This is a genomic window from Streptomyces sp. AF1A (assembly GCF_047340315.1).
Lineage (GTDB): Bacteria > Actinomycetota > Actinomycetes > Streptomycetales > Streptomycetaceae > Streptomyces.
Window position 1 is genome coordinate 16071 of the sequence record NZ_JBLEBI010000037.1, and the last position, 16552, is coordinate 32622.

Sequence of the window (16552 nt, forward strand, 5' to 3'; positions counted from 1 at the left end):
CCCCCCGGGGTCACGCAGTATGCCGGGGGGTGATCAGGCGGCTCAAGAGTTGAGAGGGGGGTGAGAAGCGGGTCGGAAAAGTGTTACGCGACGGGCGGGTCACCGTTACAGAACCGCGAAGTCCCCCGTACGAAAGCGGCGTTGGGCTCCGTCGAGTCAGGCGCCCGCGTTCTCCTTCACCGTGATCCGGCCCTTGCGGATGGTGGCCAGCCGCGGGGCCTTCCTCGCGAGCGCGGAGTCGTGGGTGACCATGATGAAGGTCAACCCGTGCTCCTTCCAGAGCCGTTCGAGCACGTCCATGATCTCGTCGCGCATGCCCTCGTCGAGGTTGCCGGTCGGCTCGTCGGCGAGCAGCACCTTGGGCCTCTTCACCAGGGCGCGGGCGATGGCGACGCGCTGCTGCTGGCCGCCGGACATCTCCGAGGGCAGATGGGCGAGGCGCTCGCCGAGGCCGACGGACCTCAGCGCCTCGGCAGCCCGTTCGCGCCGCTCCCCCGCCTTGACGCCGAGCGGCACGAGGGCCGTCTCCACGTTCTCCTGGGCGGTCAGGGTGGGGATGAGGTTGAAGGACTGGAAGACGAAGCCTATGTTCTCGCTGCGGACCCTGGTCAGGCGGGCCTCGCTCAGCTTGGCCAGGTCGGTGCCGTCCAGGACCACTTCGCCGGAGGTGGGGCGGTCGAGGCCGCCGAGCATCTGCAGGAGGGTGGACTTGCCGCCGCCCGTGGGGCCCTGGATGACGAGCCGGTCGCCGTCGGGGATGGTGAGGTCGACTCCGTCGAGGGCCTGGACCGTGTCCCGGCCCCGGGCATAGCGCTTGGTGACGTTCCTGAGTTCGTACATGGTGGCTCCTGGTGGGGTTCGGTGGTGCGCGGGACGCCGGAGGTCCGGCTACTCGACGCGGCGCAGGGCGTCGGCGGGGCGCAGCCGGGAAGCCCGCCAGCCGCCGAAGGCGCCCGCGACGAGACCTCCGGCCACCGCGAGGGCCACGGCCAGGGCGATGGTCGTCACGCTGACCGGTGCGGTGAGGGCCACCTCCAGGGACTTCGCCGCCTGCCGGCCGGAGCCGGCGAAGCCGCCGCCCGCGCCGGGGCCGGCGAAGCCGCCGCCGAAGCCCCGGCCCCCGAACCCGCCGCCCCCGCTGCCGCCGCCCAACTGGGCGTTGAGCGTGGGGCTGACGGCGGTGACCACGTAGGCGCCCGCCAGGCCGAGCGCGATGCCGAGGGCGCCGCCCACCAGGCCGTTGACGACGGCCTCGCCGACCACCTGCCCGGTGACCCGGCGCGACTTCCACCCCAGCGCCTTCAGCGTGCCGAACTCGCGGACCCGGCGGGAGACCGCGGAGGAGGTGAGCAGGCCCGCGACCAGGAACGCGGCCACCAGCACCGCGATGGACAGCCACTTACCGACCTTCGTGGCCAGGGAGGAGGCCGTGGACAGGGAACCCGACACCGTCTTGGCGAGGTCGGAGGAGGTGGTGACCGTCGTACCGGAGACGTTCTTCTGGATCGCGCTCTTGACGGAGTCGATCTGCTGGGAGTCGGTCGCCTTGACGTAGATCGTGGTGACCTTGTCCTTCTCGTCCGCGAGGGTCTGGGCCTGCTTCAGCGGGATGTACAGGTTGGCCGCCGAGTCGCCGCTGTCCGCGGTGGCGATGCCGATCACCGTGAACTTGGTGCCCTTGATGGTGACGGTGGAACCGACCTTGTACTTCTTCTCCTTGGCGTACGCCGCGTCGGCCACGGCCACCTTGGCGTCGGTCTCGGTGGCCTTGAAGGTGCGGCCGCTGGTGATCTTCGAGGAGCTCAGCGGGCCGAGCCCGGTGCGGGTGACGTCGGTGCCGAAGACCGTGTACTGGTTGAGGTTGAAGTCGGCGCCGCCGCCCTTGACCTCGCCCCGCGGCGCAGCGCCGGCGCCGCCCCGCCGGAAGCCGCCGGTGCCGCCGCTCTGCTGGAACTGGCCGCGGGTGAACTGCCCGCTGACCCGGAACACGTCGAGGCTCAGCCCGCCCACGGCCGACGACACGCCCCTCTGGTCGGCGACCTCGGTGACCGTGGAGGAGGCGAGGGTGGTGAAGCCCTGCACCCGGACCCGGTCGCTGCTCTGGGTGGACTTGTCGTCCTCGCCCCGCGCCCCGAACCGGAAGCGGGGCTGCTGGGAACCGGCGGCGGTCGGCGTGGCCGCCTTGGTGACCGTCATGTCCGTACCCAGCCCGTACAGCGACTGCAGGACCTTGTCCTGAGCCTTCCCCATGCCGTTCGACACGGAGTTGACCACGATGACAAGGGCGATGCCCAGCGCGAGGCCGGAGGCGACGACGAGGGCCGCCCTTCTACGGCGGCGCAGCTCGCGCCTCAGGTAGGTGAAGAACATGGCCCGCAGGCTAGGGACGGACCGTGACCGCACGCTGAGGCCGGAATAAGAGAAGCATGAGAAGGCCGTGGGCGCGCCCGGGAAGGGCTCGGCGGGCCCCACAACACCGGTGCCGCCCCTGGGGGCGGCACCGGCGACGCTGTGAGCGGGCTGTCAGACGGCCGAACCGGCCTTCCACTGGGCCCAGTCCATGTTCCAGCCGTTGAGGCCGTTGTCCGGCGCGACCGTCTTGTCGCCGGTGTTGCGGACGACCACGACGTCACCGATCAGCGAGTGGCTGTAGAACCACGCGGCCGGCGTGTTCGGGTCGCCCGCGCCCTTGACGTCCTGCAGGCCCACGCAGCCGTGGCTGGTGTTGACGCTGCCGAACACCGAGGGGGCGCCCCAGTAGTTGCCGTGGATGAAGGTGCCTGAGGTGGTCAGGCGCATGGCGTGCGGCACGTCCTTGATGTCGTACTCGCCCTTGCCGTCGGAGTCCTTGAAGCCGACGGTCGCGCCGTTCATGCGGGTCTGCTTGAACTTCTCGGAGATCACCATCTGGCCCTCGTACGTGGTGTGCTCGGGGGCGCCGGCGGAGATCGGGATGGTCTTGACGACCTTGCCGTCCTGCGTGACCTTCATCTGCTTGGTCTTCGCGTCGACGTAGGAGACCTGGTTGCGGCCGATGTGGAAGGTGACCGTCTTCTGCTGGATGCCGGTGACGCCCGGCGCGCCCTGGACGCCGTCGAGGGCGAGCTTCAGGGTGACGGTGGAGCCTTCCTTCCAGTACTGCTCCGGGCGGCAGTCCATGCGGTTGGCGTTGAACCAGTGGCAGGCGACCTCCTGGCCGCTGCTGGAGGTGACCGTGATGCCCTTCTGCACGGCCGCCTTGTTGGTTATCGCCTTGTCGAAGTTGATCGAGACCGGCATGCCGACGCCGACCGTGGCGCCGTTGTCCGGGGTGAAGGTGCCTATGAAGCTGTTGGCCGGGGAGACCGTGGTGAAGGACGCGTTCTCGTTGGCCGTGCGGCCCTGGGCGTCCTTGGCCTGCGCGGCGACCTTGTAGGTGGTGGAGCGCTCCAGCTGGACGGTGGGCTTCCAGCTGGTCTTGTCGGCGGACAGCTGGCCCGCGACGGGCTTGCCGTCCTCGGTCGTCATCGTGACACCGGTGAGTGTGCCCTTGCGGACCGTGACGGTGGCGGAGTTGTTGATCGACGCGTTGTCGGAGCCGTCCTTGGGCGTGATCGTGATCTGCGCCGCCGACGACTTCTTGGCCGCGGCCGCGTCGGCCTGGGCCTGCGAGGAGTTGTCGTTGCCGCCGCCCGACGAGGCCTTGTCGTGCCCCGAACACGCGGAAAGCACCAGCACACCGCCGAGCAGAGCGGACGCGGCCATCAGGCCCCTGCGCCGCTTACTGTCCGTCATCACAAACGTCTCCATCGTTGCCGAGTCGCGATAACCCCGAGAGTCCCCGTCGGAACCTTCAACGCTACGGCCGCCTGGTCCCGTTCCCCGTCCCGTGGATCTGTGGGGCTCACCACGTCCGCCCTGGGCGGGTGGTGCGGGAGTCGGCCGTGCGCCCCCTGAGACGACGAAACCCCGGACGGCGGTTGCCGTCCGGGGCGTGGGGTGTCCCGGAACGCTCAGCCCATGCCGTCCTCTTCGTCGTCCGTACCATCATCCTCGTCCAGTTCCCAGTCGGGTGAGTCGGGGTCGTAGTCGATCCGCTCGCTCGACCAGGAGGCCTGCTGGAGCTCCACTCCGGGGACCTCGCCGAGCAGGTCGAACGGGTCCACGAGATAGGCGAGGGCCTCCGCCGTGTCCTCCGTCACAGCGCCCTCCGCATGGCTGCGCTCCGCCTCCGGCAGGTCCGGATCCTGCGCGAGCCGGCGCAGCGCCGCCTTGGTCACCTCGTCCTCGTCCTGCACCTCGACGACCAACTCCACCCGAAGCCGTACAAACCGTGATGTCTCTTCAGCGCTCATGACGGGAGCGTACGGCTGAAACCTCCCGTGACTTTCCTGTGACCCGCGCCTTTCACTAACATCGCCCCACCCGGCCAATTCGCCAGCGTCACAAGGGGATCGATAGTCCGTGTCATCCGCTCGCCGTCCGCTGCTGACCGCCACCGCCGCCGGCACGCTGCTGTGCGCCCTGTGGTTCGTCCCGTCCGCACACGCGTCGCAGGACTCCCCGGCGAGAGGCACCGTGTCCACCGCCTCCCCGACGACCGTCACACAGCAGGCCAGGGCACTGTCGGCGGGCACCGCGGACACCGGGCGGGGCACGGCGGACGGCGCCGAACTGGCCGACACCGGAAGCCCCGACACCACGCCGTACGTCGTCGCCGGCACCCTGTTCCTCGCCGTGGGCGCCGGTTTCGTGGTGTATTCGGTGCGCCGCGAACGCCTGGGTTTTTAATTTCCGTTGACTCGGCCTTGACCGTGCCCACATAGTTCGCCCATGAAGAGATCATCGGGCGTGCGGCTGGGCCTGCCTGCCGCTGTGGGTGTGCTGTCGCTCGCCCTTGTCACCGGCTGTTCCGGCGGGGGGTCGACGGGCTCCGGGAACGCGGGGGGCACGGACGCGGCGAAGCCGGCCGCGCGGGCCCTGAGCATCGCCGAGTTGAAGAAGCTGATCATCGCCGCGGGCGAGGTGCCCGGTTACCGGGTCGGGCCCGTGTCCGCGAGCCGCGCCGAGCCCATCGCCACCGGCAGTGCGGCCTGCCGCCCGCTGGCACGTGTCATGAGCGGGCTGCCGCCGGTCGACACGGCGGTGCGGACCGACCGCATGGCCACGGAGAACCGGACGAAGCGGCCCACGGCCACCCCGACGTCCCTGGAGGACATGTCCGAGGGCGACTTCGAGGACGCGTTGAAGGTCTCCCTGGACCGGGACGTCACCACCGTCTCCCTGTCCTCGTACGACGGGGACGGCGCCGCCCGGGCCCTCACCTCGGTCTCCGACGCCGTACGGGCCTGCGCGGACGGCTTCTCCGCTCAACAGGGGGGAGACAAGGTGAAGTTCACCAAGGTCGCCGCGGAGAGGTCCATCGGCGCGGGGGACGAGTCGGTTGCGTTCACGGCGGCCATGAAGTCGGACGGGGAGGCGGCGCCGGTCCACGCCGAGGTGGACCGGCACGGGACGACCCTGTCGGTCTACTTCACGGTGAACCTCGGCGCGATGATGGCCAAGACGGCGTACGTGGTCTCGCCGGCGGTCGTGAAGGCCCAGGAGGCCAAGCTGAAGTGACGTTTCGGGGCCCCGGCGCCGGTCCGGGGCCCCTGGCGCGTCCTACCGCAGCGGCCCCGTGACCGTCTCCACGGCCGTCACCAGGTGACCGCCGCGCACGAAGGCGTCGGCCGCGGCCAGGTCGGGGGCGAGGAAGCGGTCCGGGCCCGGGCCCTGCACGCCGGCCGCGCGTACGGCCTCGATGACCGCCTGGGAGGCGGGCGCCGGGCTGAGGCCCTCGCGCAGCTCTATGGCGCGGGTCGCCGCGTACAGCTCGATGGCGATGATCCGGGTGAGGTTGTCGACGGCGGTGCGCAGCTTGCGCGCGGCCGACCAGCCCATGGACACGTGGTCCTCCTGCATGGCGGAGGACGGGATGGAGTCGGCGGAGGCCGGCACGGCGAGCCGCTTCATCTCGCTGACCAGCGCGGCCTGGGTGTACTGGGCGATCATGAGGCCGGAGTCCACGCCGGCGTCGTCGGCGAGGAACGGCGGCAGTCCGTGGCTGCGGTTCTTGTCCAGCAGCCGGTCGGTGCGGCGCTCGGCGATGGAGCCGAGGTCGGCGGCGGCGACGGCGAGGAAGTCCAGGACGTAGGCGACCGGGGCGCCGTGGAAGTTGCCGTTGGACTCCACGCGGCCGTCGGGCAGCACCACGGGGTTGTCGACGGCGGCGGCCAGCTCCCGCTCGGCGACCAGGCGGGCGTGCGCCATGGTGTCGCGTCCGGCGCCCGCGACCTGCGGGGCGCAGCGCACCGAGTAGGCGTCCTGGACGCGCGGGGCGTCGTCCTGGTGGTGCCCGGTGAGCTGCGAACCCTTCAGCACGGCCAGCATGTTGGCGGCGGATGCGCCCTGGCCCGGGTGCGGGCGGATGGCGTGCAGCTCGGGCGCGAGGACCTTGTCGGTGCCGAGCAGTGCCTCCAGGCTGAGGGCGGCGGTGATGTCGGCGGACTTGTAGAGGGTGTCGAGGTCGGCGAGGGCCATGATCAGCATGCCGAGCATGCCGTCGGTGCCGTTGAGGAGGGCGAGGCCCTCCTTCTCCCGCAGTTCGACGGGCTGGATGCCGTGCTCGGCGAGCAGCTCGCCGGCGGGCCGCACGACGCCGTCGGGGCCCTCCGCGTCCCCCTCGCCCATGAGCGTGAGGGCGCAGTGGGACAGCGGGGCCAGGTCGCCGGAGCAGCCGAGGGAACCGTACTCGTGCACAACCGGGGTGATACCGGCGTTCAGCACGTCGGCCATGGTCTGCGCGACCTCGGGCCGCACCCCGGTGTGCCCGGAGCAGACGGTCTTCAGCCGCAGGAACATCAGGGCCCGTACGACTTCCCGCTCGACGCGCGGGCCCATGCCGGCGGCGTGCGAGCGGACGATGTTGCGCTGCAGCTGGGCGCGCAGTTCCTGGCTGATGTGCCGGGTCGCCAGGGCTCCGAAGCCGGTGGAGACGCCGTAGACCGGGTCCGGCTTGGCCGCAAGCGCGTCCACGATCTCGCGGGCCGCGGCGAGGGCCGCCACCGCCTCCGCCGACAGCTCGATGCGGGCACCGCCGCGCGCCACGGCGAGAACGTCGGACGCCGAGACACCGGACGTCCCCACCACCACAGTGTGCATATCCATATTCAGGAGCGTACGCATTGAATGCGGCGATGTCACTAGTGGAGGCGGGGAGTGCCCCTTACCTCGCGCTGTGGCCTTCGCCTCAGCGGTTCCACGCGCGCACGCGGGCGGTTCGGCGCATGGCCGGGCACGGTTCGGCGCGCGGGCGGCACGGTTCGGCGCATGGCCGGGCACGGTTCGGCGCGCGGGCGGCACGGTTGCACTCAGGGTCGGCGCCGGCTCGCTCGCAGGGGCATGCCCTGGCTGATGACCGACGCCGCCTCGTGCACAGGCACGGCCACGCACACGACCGGCACCGCCCCACTCGTGGTCGGCACCGTTCCGCTCACGGTGCCGCCCCGCCCGCACGGGCACCGCCTCGCACATGACCGACGCCGCCCCGCTCATGGTCGGCGTCGTTCCGCTCACGGGTGCCGGCCGCGGAAGCGGCGACGCTCGGCGCGGGAGGGCGGCGGCTCGTCGGCGAGTCGTACGACCGGGTCGTCCGGGCCCTCGCGGCCGGCCACCACCGGACGGTCCCCGTGCATGGCCTTGGCCCGGTACTGGGCCGCGTCCGCCAGCCGGAACAGCCGCCGGGCGTCCGTCACCGGCCCGATCGGGTCCTCCGTCGAGGCGACCCCGCACGCCACCCCCTCCCCCGGCTCAAGCTCGGCCGCCCGGCGGCACAGCTCGTCGGCCGCCTTGACCACCTCGTCGGCGGGCGGGCCCACCGCGAGCAGGCAGAACTCGTCCCCGCCGAGCCGCGCGACGAGCGCGCCGGGCACCATCGCCCCGCACAGCGAGAGCACCGAGCCGAACCGCTCCAGCAGACGGTCTCCGACCGCGTGCCCGAGGGTGTCGTTGACCCGCTTGAGCCCGTTGAGATCGCAGACGACGAGGCTGACCACCACCCCGTCGGCGCGGTGCCGCTCGATCGCCTCCTCCAGGTGGACGTCCACGGCCCGGCGGTTGGCGAGTCCGGTGAGGGCGTCGGTGAACGCGAGCCGGCGGGCCTCCTCCAGGCGTTCGGTCTGCGCGAGCCCGGCGGCGACGACGGCGGCCAGGACGGTGGCGAAGTCCGCGTCGGCCCGCCCGAACACCGGCTCCCCGACCGCGCGCGCCACGTACAGCTCGCCCCACGCCCTGCCGTGCTGCACGACCGGGGCGACGACACAGCAGCCGCGTCCGCGCCGGCGCAGGGCGGCGACACGCCGGTGGTGGTACCCCGGGGTGCCCGCGGCCGTTCCCTCGGCGGTCTCCACCCACGCGTTGGGCCCGCCCCCGCCCGCCCAGCGCTCGTGCAGGAACTCGGTGATCTCCGGGAACTGGTGCACCGGATAGGCCTCGGCCTCGGGGAACTCCTCCTCGTCCGGGCGCCTGTCCCCCACGTTCACGAGGACGCGCAGCCGGCCCAGCTCCCGCTCCCACACCGACAGCGCGGCGAAGCTGCCGTCCAGTGCCCGGCAGGCGCCGAGCGCCGCGGCCCGCCACGACTCACGCGGGGTGTGCGCCGCCGCCATCCCCTGGGCCAGCGCCACGACTGCGGCCAGCCGCCTGTCCTCACCCATTACTCCAGGTTAGGGAGGAATAGCGCATTTCGGGACATCGGTGCGGCGATCAGGTGGATGCGGGCGGCGCCGCGGGGGACTGGGGGTGCTCGCCGCGCGTGCGGCCGCGCGGGCGCCTACTCCCCGGGCCACTCCGGCTTGCGCTTCTCGTTGAACGCCGCGACGCCCTCCGCACGGTCGCCCGAGAACGCCACCGACCGCCACGCCGCGTCCTCGACCTCGAGGCCCGCCCGCAGGTCCAGCCCGTGTCCGAGCCGCAGCGCCCGCTTGGCCGCCCGCAGCCCCACGGGCGAGTTCCCGGCGATCCGCGCGGCCAGCGCCAGCGCCTCCTCGCGGTCCCGCCCCTCCTCCACCAGCTGGTCCACCAGCCCCAGCCCGGCGGCCTCCGCCGCCTCCAGCCGGCGTGCGGAGAAGATCAGTTCGGCCGCCCGGGCCGCCCCCACCCGCCGCGGCAGCAGCTGCGTGCCGCCGCCGCCCGGGATCACGCCCACGGACACCTCCGGCAGGCCCACCACGGCCGTGGCGTCGGCCACGATCAGGTCGCAGGACAGCGCCAGCTCGAACCCGCCGCCCAGCGCGAACCCGTGCACGGCCGCGATCGTCGGCATCGGCAGCTCCAGCACCCCGGTGTACGCCGCGCGCGCCACCGGCCGCTGCCGCACCAGGTCCGCGTCGCTGAAGGAGTTGCGCTCCTTCAGGTCGGCACCCACGCAGAAGGCCCGCCCGTGCGACGACGTCAGGACGACCACGCGCGCCTCGCGGTCCGCGGCCAGCGCCGTGCACGCGCCCGCGAGGGAACGGGCCATCTCCGTGGAGACCGCGTTCATCGCCTTGGGCCGGTCCAGCACCAGCTCCGCGACATGCCCGTGCCGCCGCACCAGCACGAACTCCCCGAACCGCTCCTCACTCATGGCACCCTCCGCTGTGTGCGTTAACGCGGGTTAACTGGCTGACGTCCCGATCATCGCAGTCGTACCCGCCCTCGGGAAAGTCCGGGGGGCTACGCCCGTTCGAGTGACATCCCGGCCGTCTCGGCCCACACCGCCCACAGGAGCGCATAGCGTGCGCACCGTCACAGCGCGCTCCGGGGCGCGCGGCGGGGAGGGAACCCATGGCACCGATACCTGCAGAGCCGAGCGACGGTCCGTCCGGCATCCGGCGCGGGCGTCACCGCAAGCCCCGCCCCCGCAAGGTGCTGCTCGCCGCGGGCGGCCTCGCGCTGGCGGCCGGCGTGCTGAGCCTGGTCCGCATCTCCCCGGACTCCGGGGTCGGCGCCCCCGGCACGGCGGAGGCCGAACCGCGGGTCGACCCGGGCGGCGGCGCCACGGACCGCTCGGTGAACACCGCCGCCACGGCCGGGGGGCCCACCGCGCTGCCCTCGGCGACCTCCGTGATGGGCGGGCGGAGCTCCACACCGACGCCCGGCGGCTCCCCGGCACCCACCGCCACGGGCACGTCCGCCCCCTCGTCCGGCGACGCGTCCGTCCCGACCACCATCCCGACCGGAGCCCCGACCGCACCGGGCAGCACACCGCATTCCCCGGCCACGACATCGGCCCCGCGCCCGAACCCGACGACCACCGCGCCCGCGCAGGCCCCGGCACCGAGCCACAGCACGGCGCCACCCGCGCCGGGAGGGGGGCTGTGCCTGCCCGTCGTCGGCCTGTGCGTGGACGTCCTCGGCTCGCCCCGGAACTAGGCCGCTACGGCTCTCCGTCCCGGCGGGTCAGCAGCCAGGGCTCGACCACGCCCAGGCCGCGTACCGGGCGCTGCCACATGGGCTGAAGCCCGAAGCGGTAGGTCGGCGGCTCCTCGCCCTCCTTCTCCGCGGCGGCCACGGCCTCGGCCGCCTCCGCCTCCGAGGCGGGCGCCTCGCCGGTGCGGATCAGCTCCTCGGCGAAGGCGCTGTCCACCAGCACGGCGTCCCGCGGGGCTATGGAGGTCAGCCGCGAGGCCAGGTTCACCGTCGTGCCGAACACGTCGCCCATCCGAGTGGTCACCGTGCCGAACGCCATGCCGACGCGCAGCTCCGGCATGGTCTCGTCGTTCGCCAGCGTCTCGACCAGGCGCAGCGCGATGTCGGCGGCCGTGCCCGCGTCGTCGGCGGCGTACAGCACCTCGTCGCCGAGGGTCTTGATGAGCCGGCCGCCGCGCGCGGCCACCAGGTCGGCGGCGGTGGTCTCGAAGGCCTCGACGAGCTCGCCGAGCTCCTCCTCCTCCATCCGGCGGGTCAGCCGCGTGAACCCGACGAGGTCGGCGAAGCCGACGGCCAGCCGCCGGTCCACCATCTCCTCGTCGTCCGCCGCCTGGACGACCCGCCCCGTGGCGGCGGCGAGCTGCCGGCGCCAGACGTAGACCAGGAACTCCTCCAGCTCCGGCAGCAGCAGTTCGACCAGGGGGTACGTCACCTCGGTGCGCGTCATGCCGGGCTCGGGGGGCTCGGTCAGGCCCTCCAGGAAGGAATCGATCTGCCATTCGGCCAGTCGGGCGGTGGTCTGGCCGGTGGACCGGGCGACCTGCACCGCCATCGCCTCGCTCAGCAGGCCCGCCTCCACCAGACCGGCGAGGCGGCGCAGGGCGAGCACGTCGGCCTCGGTGAGGGCCTTGGCCTGGCCGATGTCCGCGAACCCCATCGCCCGCCAGAAGCGCGACGCCAGCTCCATGGAGACTCCGGCGCTCCGGGCGGCCTGGAAAGGGGTGTACCGGCGCTCGGCGCCGAGAATGAGCTGTTCGAGACGCAGCGCGAGCGGGTCCTCGCCGGAGTCGGCGGCGTGGGGGTCCCCCCGGTCTTCCGTGCCGGAACCCGTGTCGTCGACGGTCACGCCTGCTGCCCTTCCGATCTGCCACGGTCAGGTATCGACCGGCCTCAACTCTACGGCAGGTGTGCGCCAGCTCACTCCGTCGGGTGCAGCGGAGCCGATGCCGCCCGGCGCCGGCCCGCCGCCGTAACTGCGGCGGACGCTCCGCGGGGACCTGCGGCCCCCGACCCCCGCCCTCAGTCTGCGACCACCGCCCGCCACACGCAGCCGCGACCCCAACCCGCAAGCAGCCGCATGCCGCCGTAACTGCGGGCAGTCGTGCCGCTTGGGGCGGCACAGGTGGGCGCAGCGGCACCGCGCAGGCGCCGGCAAGCGAAACCCACCCGAGGCCGGCCACAGCACAGGGCACCCCACAACCCCCGGCAAGCGACCCCACCCCTGCCCAGCGGCAACACATGGCACCCCGCAGGCGCCGGCAAGCGAAACCCACCCCAGGCCGGCCACAGCACACGGCACCCCACCAGCCGACCGCAAGTGAACCCACCCCCCGGCCGACGCCGCGCAGCGCATCGTCACGCCGGGCGCAGATGCACGATGTCCCCCGCTCCGACCGGCTCCCGCACGCCCGCCTCCGTCGCGATGACCAGGCGTCCGTCCCCGTCCACGGCCACCGCCTCGCCCACGATCGACCGCTCGCCCGGCAGCTCCGCCCGCACCACCCGGCCGAGCGTCGCGCAGCCCGCCGCGTACGTCTCCTGCAGCCCGCTGGCCGAGGGGTCTCCCCCGGCCCGCCGCCACCGCCCGTACCACTCCTCCAGCGACCGCAGCACCGCCCGCAGCAGCGGATCCCGGTCCGTGCCTACCGCCCCCGCCAGCGCCAGCGACCCCGCCTGCGGCACCGGCAGCTCCTCGGCGCGCAGGGTGACGTTGATGCCCACGCCGACGACCACGCCGTCGTCCCCGGCCCGTTCGGCGAGGATGCCGCCGGCCTTGCGCTCCTCCTCGCCCACGGTCACCAGCAGGTCGTTGGGCCACTTGAGGGCCGTGTCCACGCCCGCCGCCCGGGACAGCCCCGTGGCCACCGCCACCCCGGTGAGCAGCGGCAGCCAGCCCCACCGCGCCACCGGCACCTCGGTGGGCTTCAGCAGCACGGAGAAGAACAGTCCCGACCGCGGCGGCGCCGTCCAGCGGCGGTCCAGCCGCCCCCGCCCGGCGGTCTGTTCCTCGGCCACCAGGACCGCGCCCTCGCCGGCCTTGCCCGCGGCAGCGCGGTCGACCAGGTCGGAGTTGGTGGAACCGGTGCTCTGGACCAGCTCGATCTCCGACCACAGACTGCCCTCGCGGACCAGCGCGCGCCGCAGCGCGGCGGCGTTCAGCGGCGGACGGTCAAGATCGGACCAGCGGCTGTCGTCTGATGCATGGTGCGGTGTCATGCAAGTCACCCTAGGTGTGGGAAACGCCGCACTGCCGACGCGCAGGCGCACCACTACGCTACGGATGAGTAACCGTCCCCCCTTTTGAGCAGGCAGGGAGCCGCGATCCCGATGTCCGAGCCGGAAGAGATCGACATTCACACGACCGCGGGCAAGCTCGCGGATCTGCAGCGCCGTATCCACGAGGCGACGCACGCCGGCTCCGAGCGCGCCGTCGAGAAGCAGCACGCCAAGGGCAAGCTGACGGCTCGTGAGCGCATCGAACTGCTGCTGGACGAGGGGTCGTTCGTCGAGCTCGACGAGTTCGCCCGGCACCGGTCCACCAACTTCGGGCTGGAGAAGAACCGCCCGTACGGGGACGGCGTGGTCACCGGGTACGGCACCGTCGACGGCCGCCCGGTGGCCGTGTTCTCGCAGGACTTCACCGTCTTCGGCGGCGCCCTCGGCGAGGTCTACGGCCAGAAGATCGTCAAGGTCATGGACTTCGCCCTGAAGACCGGCTGCCCGGTGATCGGGATCAACGACTCGGGCGGCGCCCGCATCCAGGAGGGGGTCGCCTCGCTCGGCGCGTACGGCGAGATCTTCCGCCGCAACACCCACGCCTCCGGTGTCATCCCGCAGATCAGCCTGGTCGTCGGGCCGTGCGCGGGCGGCGCGGTGTACTCGCCCGCCATCACCGACTTCACGGTGATGGTCGACCAGACCTCGCACATGTTCATCACCGGTCCGGACGTCATCAAGACCGTCACCGGCGAGGACGTCGGCTTCGAGGAGCTGGGTGGCGCCCGCACCCACAACACCGCCTCCGGCGTGGCCCACCACATGGCCGGGGACGAGAAGGACGCCGTCGAGTACGTCAAGCAGCTGCTGTCGTACCTGCCGTCCAACAACCTCTCCGAGCCCCCGGTCTTCCCGGAGGAGGCGGACCTCGCCGTCTCGGACGAGGACCGCGAGCTGGACACGCTCGTGCCGGACAGCGCCAACCAGCCGTACGACATGCACACGGTGATCGAACACGTCCTGGACGACGGCGAGTTCTTCGAGACGCAGGCCCTGTTCGCGCCGAACATCCTCACCGGCTTCGGGCGGGTGGAGGGCCGGCCGGTGGGCGTCGTCGCCAACCAGCCGATGCAGTTCGCCGGCTGCCTGGACATCGACGCCTCCGAGAAGGCCGCCCGCTTCGTGCGCACCTGCGACGCCTTCAACGTCCCGGTGCTGACCTTCGTGGACGTGCCCGGCTTCCTGCCCGGCGTCGGTCAGGAGCACGAGGGCATCATCCGGCGCGGCGCGAAGCTGATCTACGCCTACGCCGAGGCCACCGTCCCGCTGATCACCGTGATCACCCGCAAGGCCTTCGGCGGCGCGTACGACGTCATGGGCTCCAAGCACCTGGGCGCGGACCTCAACCTGGCCTGGCCCACCGCCCAGATCGCCGTCATGGGCGCCCAGGGCGCGGTCAACATCCTGCACCGGCGCACCATCGCCGAGGCGGAGGACGCCGAGGCCACCCGGGCGCAGCTCATCCAGGAGTACGAGGACACGCTCCTCAACCCCTACGTCGCGGCCGAGCGCGGCTACATCGACGGGGTGATCATGCCGTCCGACACCCGCGCCCACGTCGTCCGCGGTCTGCGTCAGCTGCGCACCAAGCGGGAATCCCTGCCTCCGAAGAAGCACGGCAACATCCCCCTCTAGGCCCCGCCGACCGACAGGAGCCGACATGACGATCAAGGTCGTACGAGGCAACCCGACCCCCGAGGAGCTGGCCGCCGCCCTGGCGGTGGTCCGCGCCCGCGCCGCGGCGGCAGCGACGGCGCCGTCCGGCGCGGAGAGCCCGAAGGACGCGTGGTCCGACCCGGCGCGGATCGCCGCCGCCCGCGTGCCCAGGCCGGGCCCGGCGTCCTGGACCCGCACCTACTGGCCGGGCTAGGAGCGACCGCCCGGGAGGCGCGCGACCGCGGTCGCCGGGCGCCGCCGTCACGACGACACCGACAGTCAACTTGAGTACGGCTACTCAGGCACCTTCCCCGGTCGAGGCCGCACGCTGGGGACATGCTGTGGTCGGACCCGAAGGACGAGCCGCCGGAGGACATGCGCGAGGCGCGTGCCATGCTCCGGCGGCTCGGCTTCCTCATGGCCGTGGGCATGGTCCTGGCCATGCTGGCCATCGGCCTGAGGTGAGCCGGACGGGCACCCCGGTGACTAACCTGATCGCATGACTGACATGCCGCGCCGCCGTCTGATCCTCGCCTCCCGCTCCCCCGCCCGCCTGGGCCTCCTCAGGCAGGCCGGCCTCGCACCGGAGGTGATGGTCAGCGGGGTGGACGAGGACGCCGTCACCGCCCCCACGCCGGCGGAGCTGGCGCTCGCCCTGGCTGAGGCGAAGGCATCGGTCGTGGCGGCCAGGCCGGAGGTGCAGGGCGCCCTGGTGATCGGCTGCGACTCGGTGCTGGAGCTGGACGGGCACGCCCTCGGCAAGCCCGCCGACCCCGAGGAGGCCACCGCCCGCTGGAAGGCGATGCGCGGACGGGCCGGCGTGCTCCAGACGGGGCACTGCGTCTGGGACACGACGGCCAAGCGGTACGTGTCGGCGACCGCGTCCACCGTCGTGCGGTTCGGCGAGCCGAGCGACGAGGAGATCGCCGCGTACGTGGCCTCCGGGGAACCCCTCTACGTCGCCGGGGCGTTCACCCTGGACGGCCGTTCGGCGCCGTTCATCGAGGGCATCGACGGCGACCACGGCAACGTGATCGGCATCAGCCTGCCCCTGGTGCGCAAGCTCCTCGCGGAACTCGGCGTCGGCATCACGGAGTTGTGGACGCCGTCCGAGTGACCTGAGCGGGGGCGGCGTCCTGCGGCTCGTCGTCCCCGTCCTGCGGCTGCTCCGTACAGCTCACCGGTTCACCCGCCGGGGCGACTGCGGGCTCCTTCTCCGCCTGCGGGTCACCGTCCTGCCCGGCGCCCCCGCCGGCGGCCGCCCGCTCGGGGCCGTCCTCACGGTCGTAGGTCATCAGGAGCAGGACGACGAGTCCCAGCACCACCACCATGAACACGAAGGCGGGCCAGCCGACCAGGCCCCACGCGAAGGCGCCCAGCAGGCCGTGCACGACCGCCACGCTGATCAGCAGGATGCGCCCGAACCCGGCGGGGGCGCGGTTGCGTACGGCGACCAGCAGGGCCACCAGGGCGCACAGCGCGAAGTACAGGCCGAAGACGACTCCGCCGGCCTTCGAGGACGTCGACATCACGTGCGGGTCGAGGCCCGCCAGGGACATCTTCTGCCGGTCCACGACCACGCCGAGGAACCAGTTCAGCGCTCCGATGAAGAACGCCTCGGCGAGGAGGACGACCGCCACGACCCACGCCACCGGCCTGCGTACCACCGGTCCCCACCCACTTCCAGCCAGACCCTGTTACCCCAGGTACGTTCGAGACATCGCGAACGCTACTAACGGGTAAACCCGGGGACAAGGGTTCGGGCGGCAGCAAAGAATCATTGGGCCATTCGTAGGGACTCGACAAAGAAACGAAGTGGGCCGCAGCACGTGCTCACAGAGACCTTGACCACATGAGCGGGCTAGGGTTTTCCCGGAGGAGTCCTGCGTACCCCGGTGCGACTAGGGCT

General features: G+C 72.5%; 17 protein-coding genes. 7 read left to right on the forward strand and 10 right to left on the reverse strand.

Annotated elements, in window-relative coordinates; genetic code table 11:
- Window positions 1-156 precede the first annotated feature (156 nt).
- The 4 genes from ACLU3S_RS14000 to ACLU3S_RS14015 form a co-directional block, all read right to left on the reverse strand.
- Window positions 157-840, reverse strand: a complete 684-nt coding sequence (locus ACLU3S_RS14000; RefSeq protein WP_413952133.1) for an ABC transporter ATP-binding protein — start codon at window positions 838-840, stop codon at window positions 157-159.
- 48 nt (window positions 841-888) lie between these two features.
- Complete coding sequence (locus ACLU3S_RS14005; protein ID WP_413952134.1) at window positions 889-2370, reverse strand: ABC transporter permease; 1482 nt, start codon at window positions 2368-2370, stop codon at window positions 889-891.
- 153 nt (window positions 2371-2523) lie between these two features.
- Entirely contained in the window at window positions 2524-3774 is a 1251-nt protein-coding gene (locus ACLU3S_RS14010) for a L,D-transpeptidase (protein WP_413952135.1), read from the reverse strand.
- Between the two features lie 218 nt (window positions 3775-3992).
- Window positions 3993-4334, reverse strand: a complete 342-nt coding sequence (locus tag ACLU3S_RS14015) for a hypothetical protein (protein ID WP_413952136.1) — start codon at window positions 4332-4334, stop codon at window positions 3993-3995.
- 109 nt (window positions 4335-4443) lie between these two features.
- Between ACLU3S_RS14015 and ACLU3S_RS14020 the strand changes: the two genes are divergently transcribed.
- Together ACLU3S_RS14020 and ACLU3S_RS14025 are read left to right on the forward strand one after the other, a co-directional pair.
- Entirely contained in the window at window positions 4444-4770 is a 327-nt protein-coding gene (locus ACLU3S_RS14020) for a hypothetical protein (RefSeq protein ID WP_413952137.1), read from the forward strand.
- Between the two features lie 42 nt (window positions 4771-4812).
- Entirely contained in the window at window positions 4813-5601 is a 789-nt protein-coding gene (locus ACLU3S_RS14025; protein ID WP_413952138.1) for a hypothetical protein, read from the forward strand.
- Window positions 5602-5643: 42 nt separating this feature from the next.
- Here ACLU3S_RS14025 and hutH read toward each other — a convergent pair whose 3' ends face one another.
- The 3 genes from hutH to ACLU3S_RS14040 form a co-directional block, all read right to left on the reverse strand.
- Complete coding sequence (hutH, locus tag ACLU3S_RS14030; protein ID WP_413952159.1) at window positions 5644-7182, reverse strand: histidine ammonia-lyase; 1539 nt, start codon at window positions 7180-7182, stop codon at window positions 5644-5646.
- A gap of 410 nt (window positions 7183-7592) precedes the next feature.
- On the reverse strand, window positions 7593-8735 hold the full coding sequence (locus ACLU3S_RS14035) for a diguanylate cyclase domain-containing protein (protein ID WP_413952139.1): 1143 nt from the start codon (window positions 8733-8735) through the stop codon (window positions 7593-7595).
- A gap of 116 nt (window positions 8736-8851) precedes the next feature.
- Entirely contained in the window at window positions 8852-9646 is a 795-nt protein-coding gene (locus ACLU3S_RS14040) for an enoyl-CoA hydratase/isomerase family protein (protein ID WP_413952140.1), read from the reverse strand.
- 200 nt (window positions 9647-9846) lie between these two features.
- On the opposite strand from ACLU3S_RS14040, the gene ACLU3S_RS14045 reads away from it, so the two are divergent.
- A complete protein-coding gene (locus ACLU3S_RS14045; RefSeq protein ID WP_413952141.1) occupies window positions 9847-10434 on the forward strand; it encodes a hypothetical protein in 588 nt (195 codons plus the stop codon).
- 4 nt (window positions 10435-10438) lie between these two features.
- Here the strand turns inward: ACLU3S_RS14045 and ACLU3S_RS14050 are convergent, their stop codons facing one another.
- Both ACLU3S_RS14050 and ACLU3S_RS14055 read right to left on the reverse strand, forming a co-directional pair.
- On the reverse strand, window positions 10439-11557 hold the full coding sequence (locus ACLU3S_RS14050; RefSeq protein ID WP_413952142.1) for an adenylate/guanylate cyclase domain-containing protein: 1119 nt from the start codon (window positions 11555-11557) through the stop codon (window positions 10439-10441).
- A 509-nt stretch (window positions 11558-12066) separates the two neighbouring features.
- Window positions 12067-12927: a biotin--[acetyl-CoA-carboxylase] ligase gene (locus ACLU3S_RS14055; RefSeq protein WP_413952143.1), complete on the reverse strand. Its 861-nt coding sequence runs from the start codon at window positions 12925-12927 to the stop codon at window positions 12067-12069.
- A gap of 111 nt (window positions 12928-13038) precedes the next feature.
- Here ACLU3S_RS14055 and ACLU3S_RS14060 point away from each other — a divergent pair, with 111 nt between their 5' ends.
- From ACLU3S_RS14060 to ACLU3S_RS14075, 4 genes are all read left to right on the forward strand, one after another.
- Window positions 13039-14622: an acyl-CoA carboxylase subunit beta gene (locus ACLU3S_RS14060; protein ID WP_413952144.1), complete on the forward strand. Its 1584-nt coding sequence runs from the start codon at window positions 13039-13041 to the stop codon at window positions 14620-14622.
- 25 nt (window positions 14623-14647) lie between these two features.
- Window positions 14648-14857, forward strand: coding sequence for an acyl-CoA carboxylase epsilon subunit (locus ACLU3S_RS14065; protein WP_413952145.1), 210 nt, complete (start codon window positions 14648-14650; stop codon window positions 14855-14857).
- Between the two features lie 122 nt (window positions 14858-14979).
- Entirely contained in the window at window positions 14980-15108 is a 129-nt protein-coding gene (gene mmpB, locus ACLU3S_RS14070; protein ID WP_413952146.1) for a morphogenic membrane protein MmpB, read from the forward strand.
- Between the two features lie 34 nt (window positions 15109-15142).
- Window positions 15143-15760, forward strand: a complete 618-nt coding sequence (locus ACLU3S_RS14075) for a Maf family protein (protein WP_413952147.1) — start codon at window positions 15143-15145, stop codon at window positions 15758-15760.
- Here the strand turns inward: ACLU3S_RS14075 and ACLU3S_RS14080 are convergent.
- Window positions 15732-16295, reverse strand: a complete 564-nt coding sequence (locus ACLU3S_RS14080; protein ID WP_413952148.1) for a hypothetical protein — start codon at window positions 16293-16295, stop codon at window positions 15732-15734. The two genes, ACLU3S_RS14075 and ACLU3S_RS14080, sit on opposite strands and share 29 nt — an antisense overlap.
- Window positions 16296-16552: the final 257 nt, after the last annotated feature.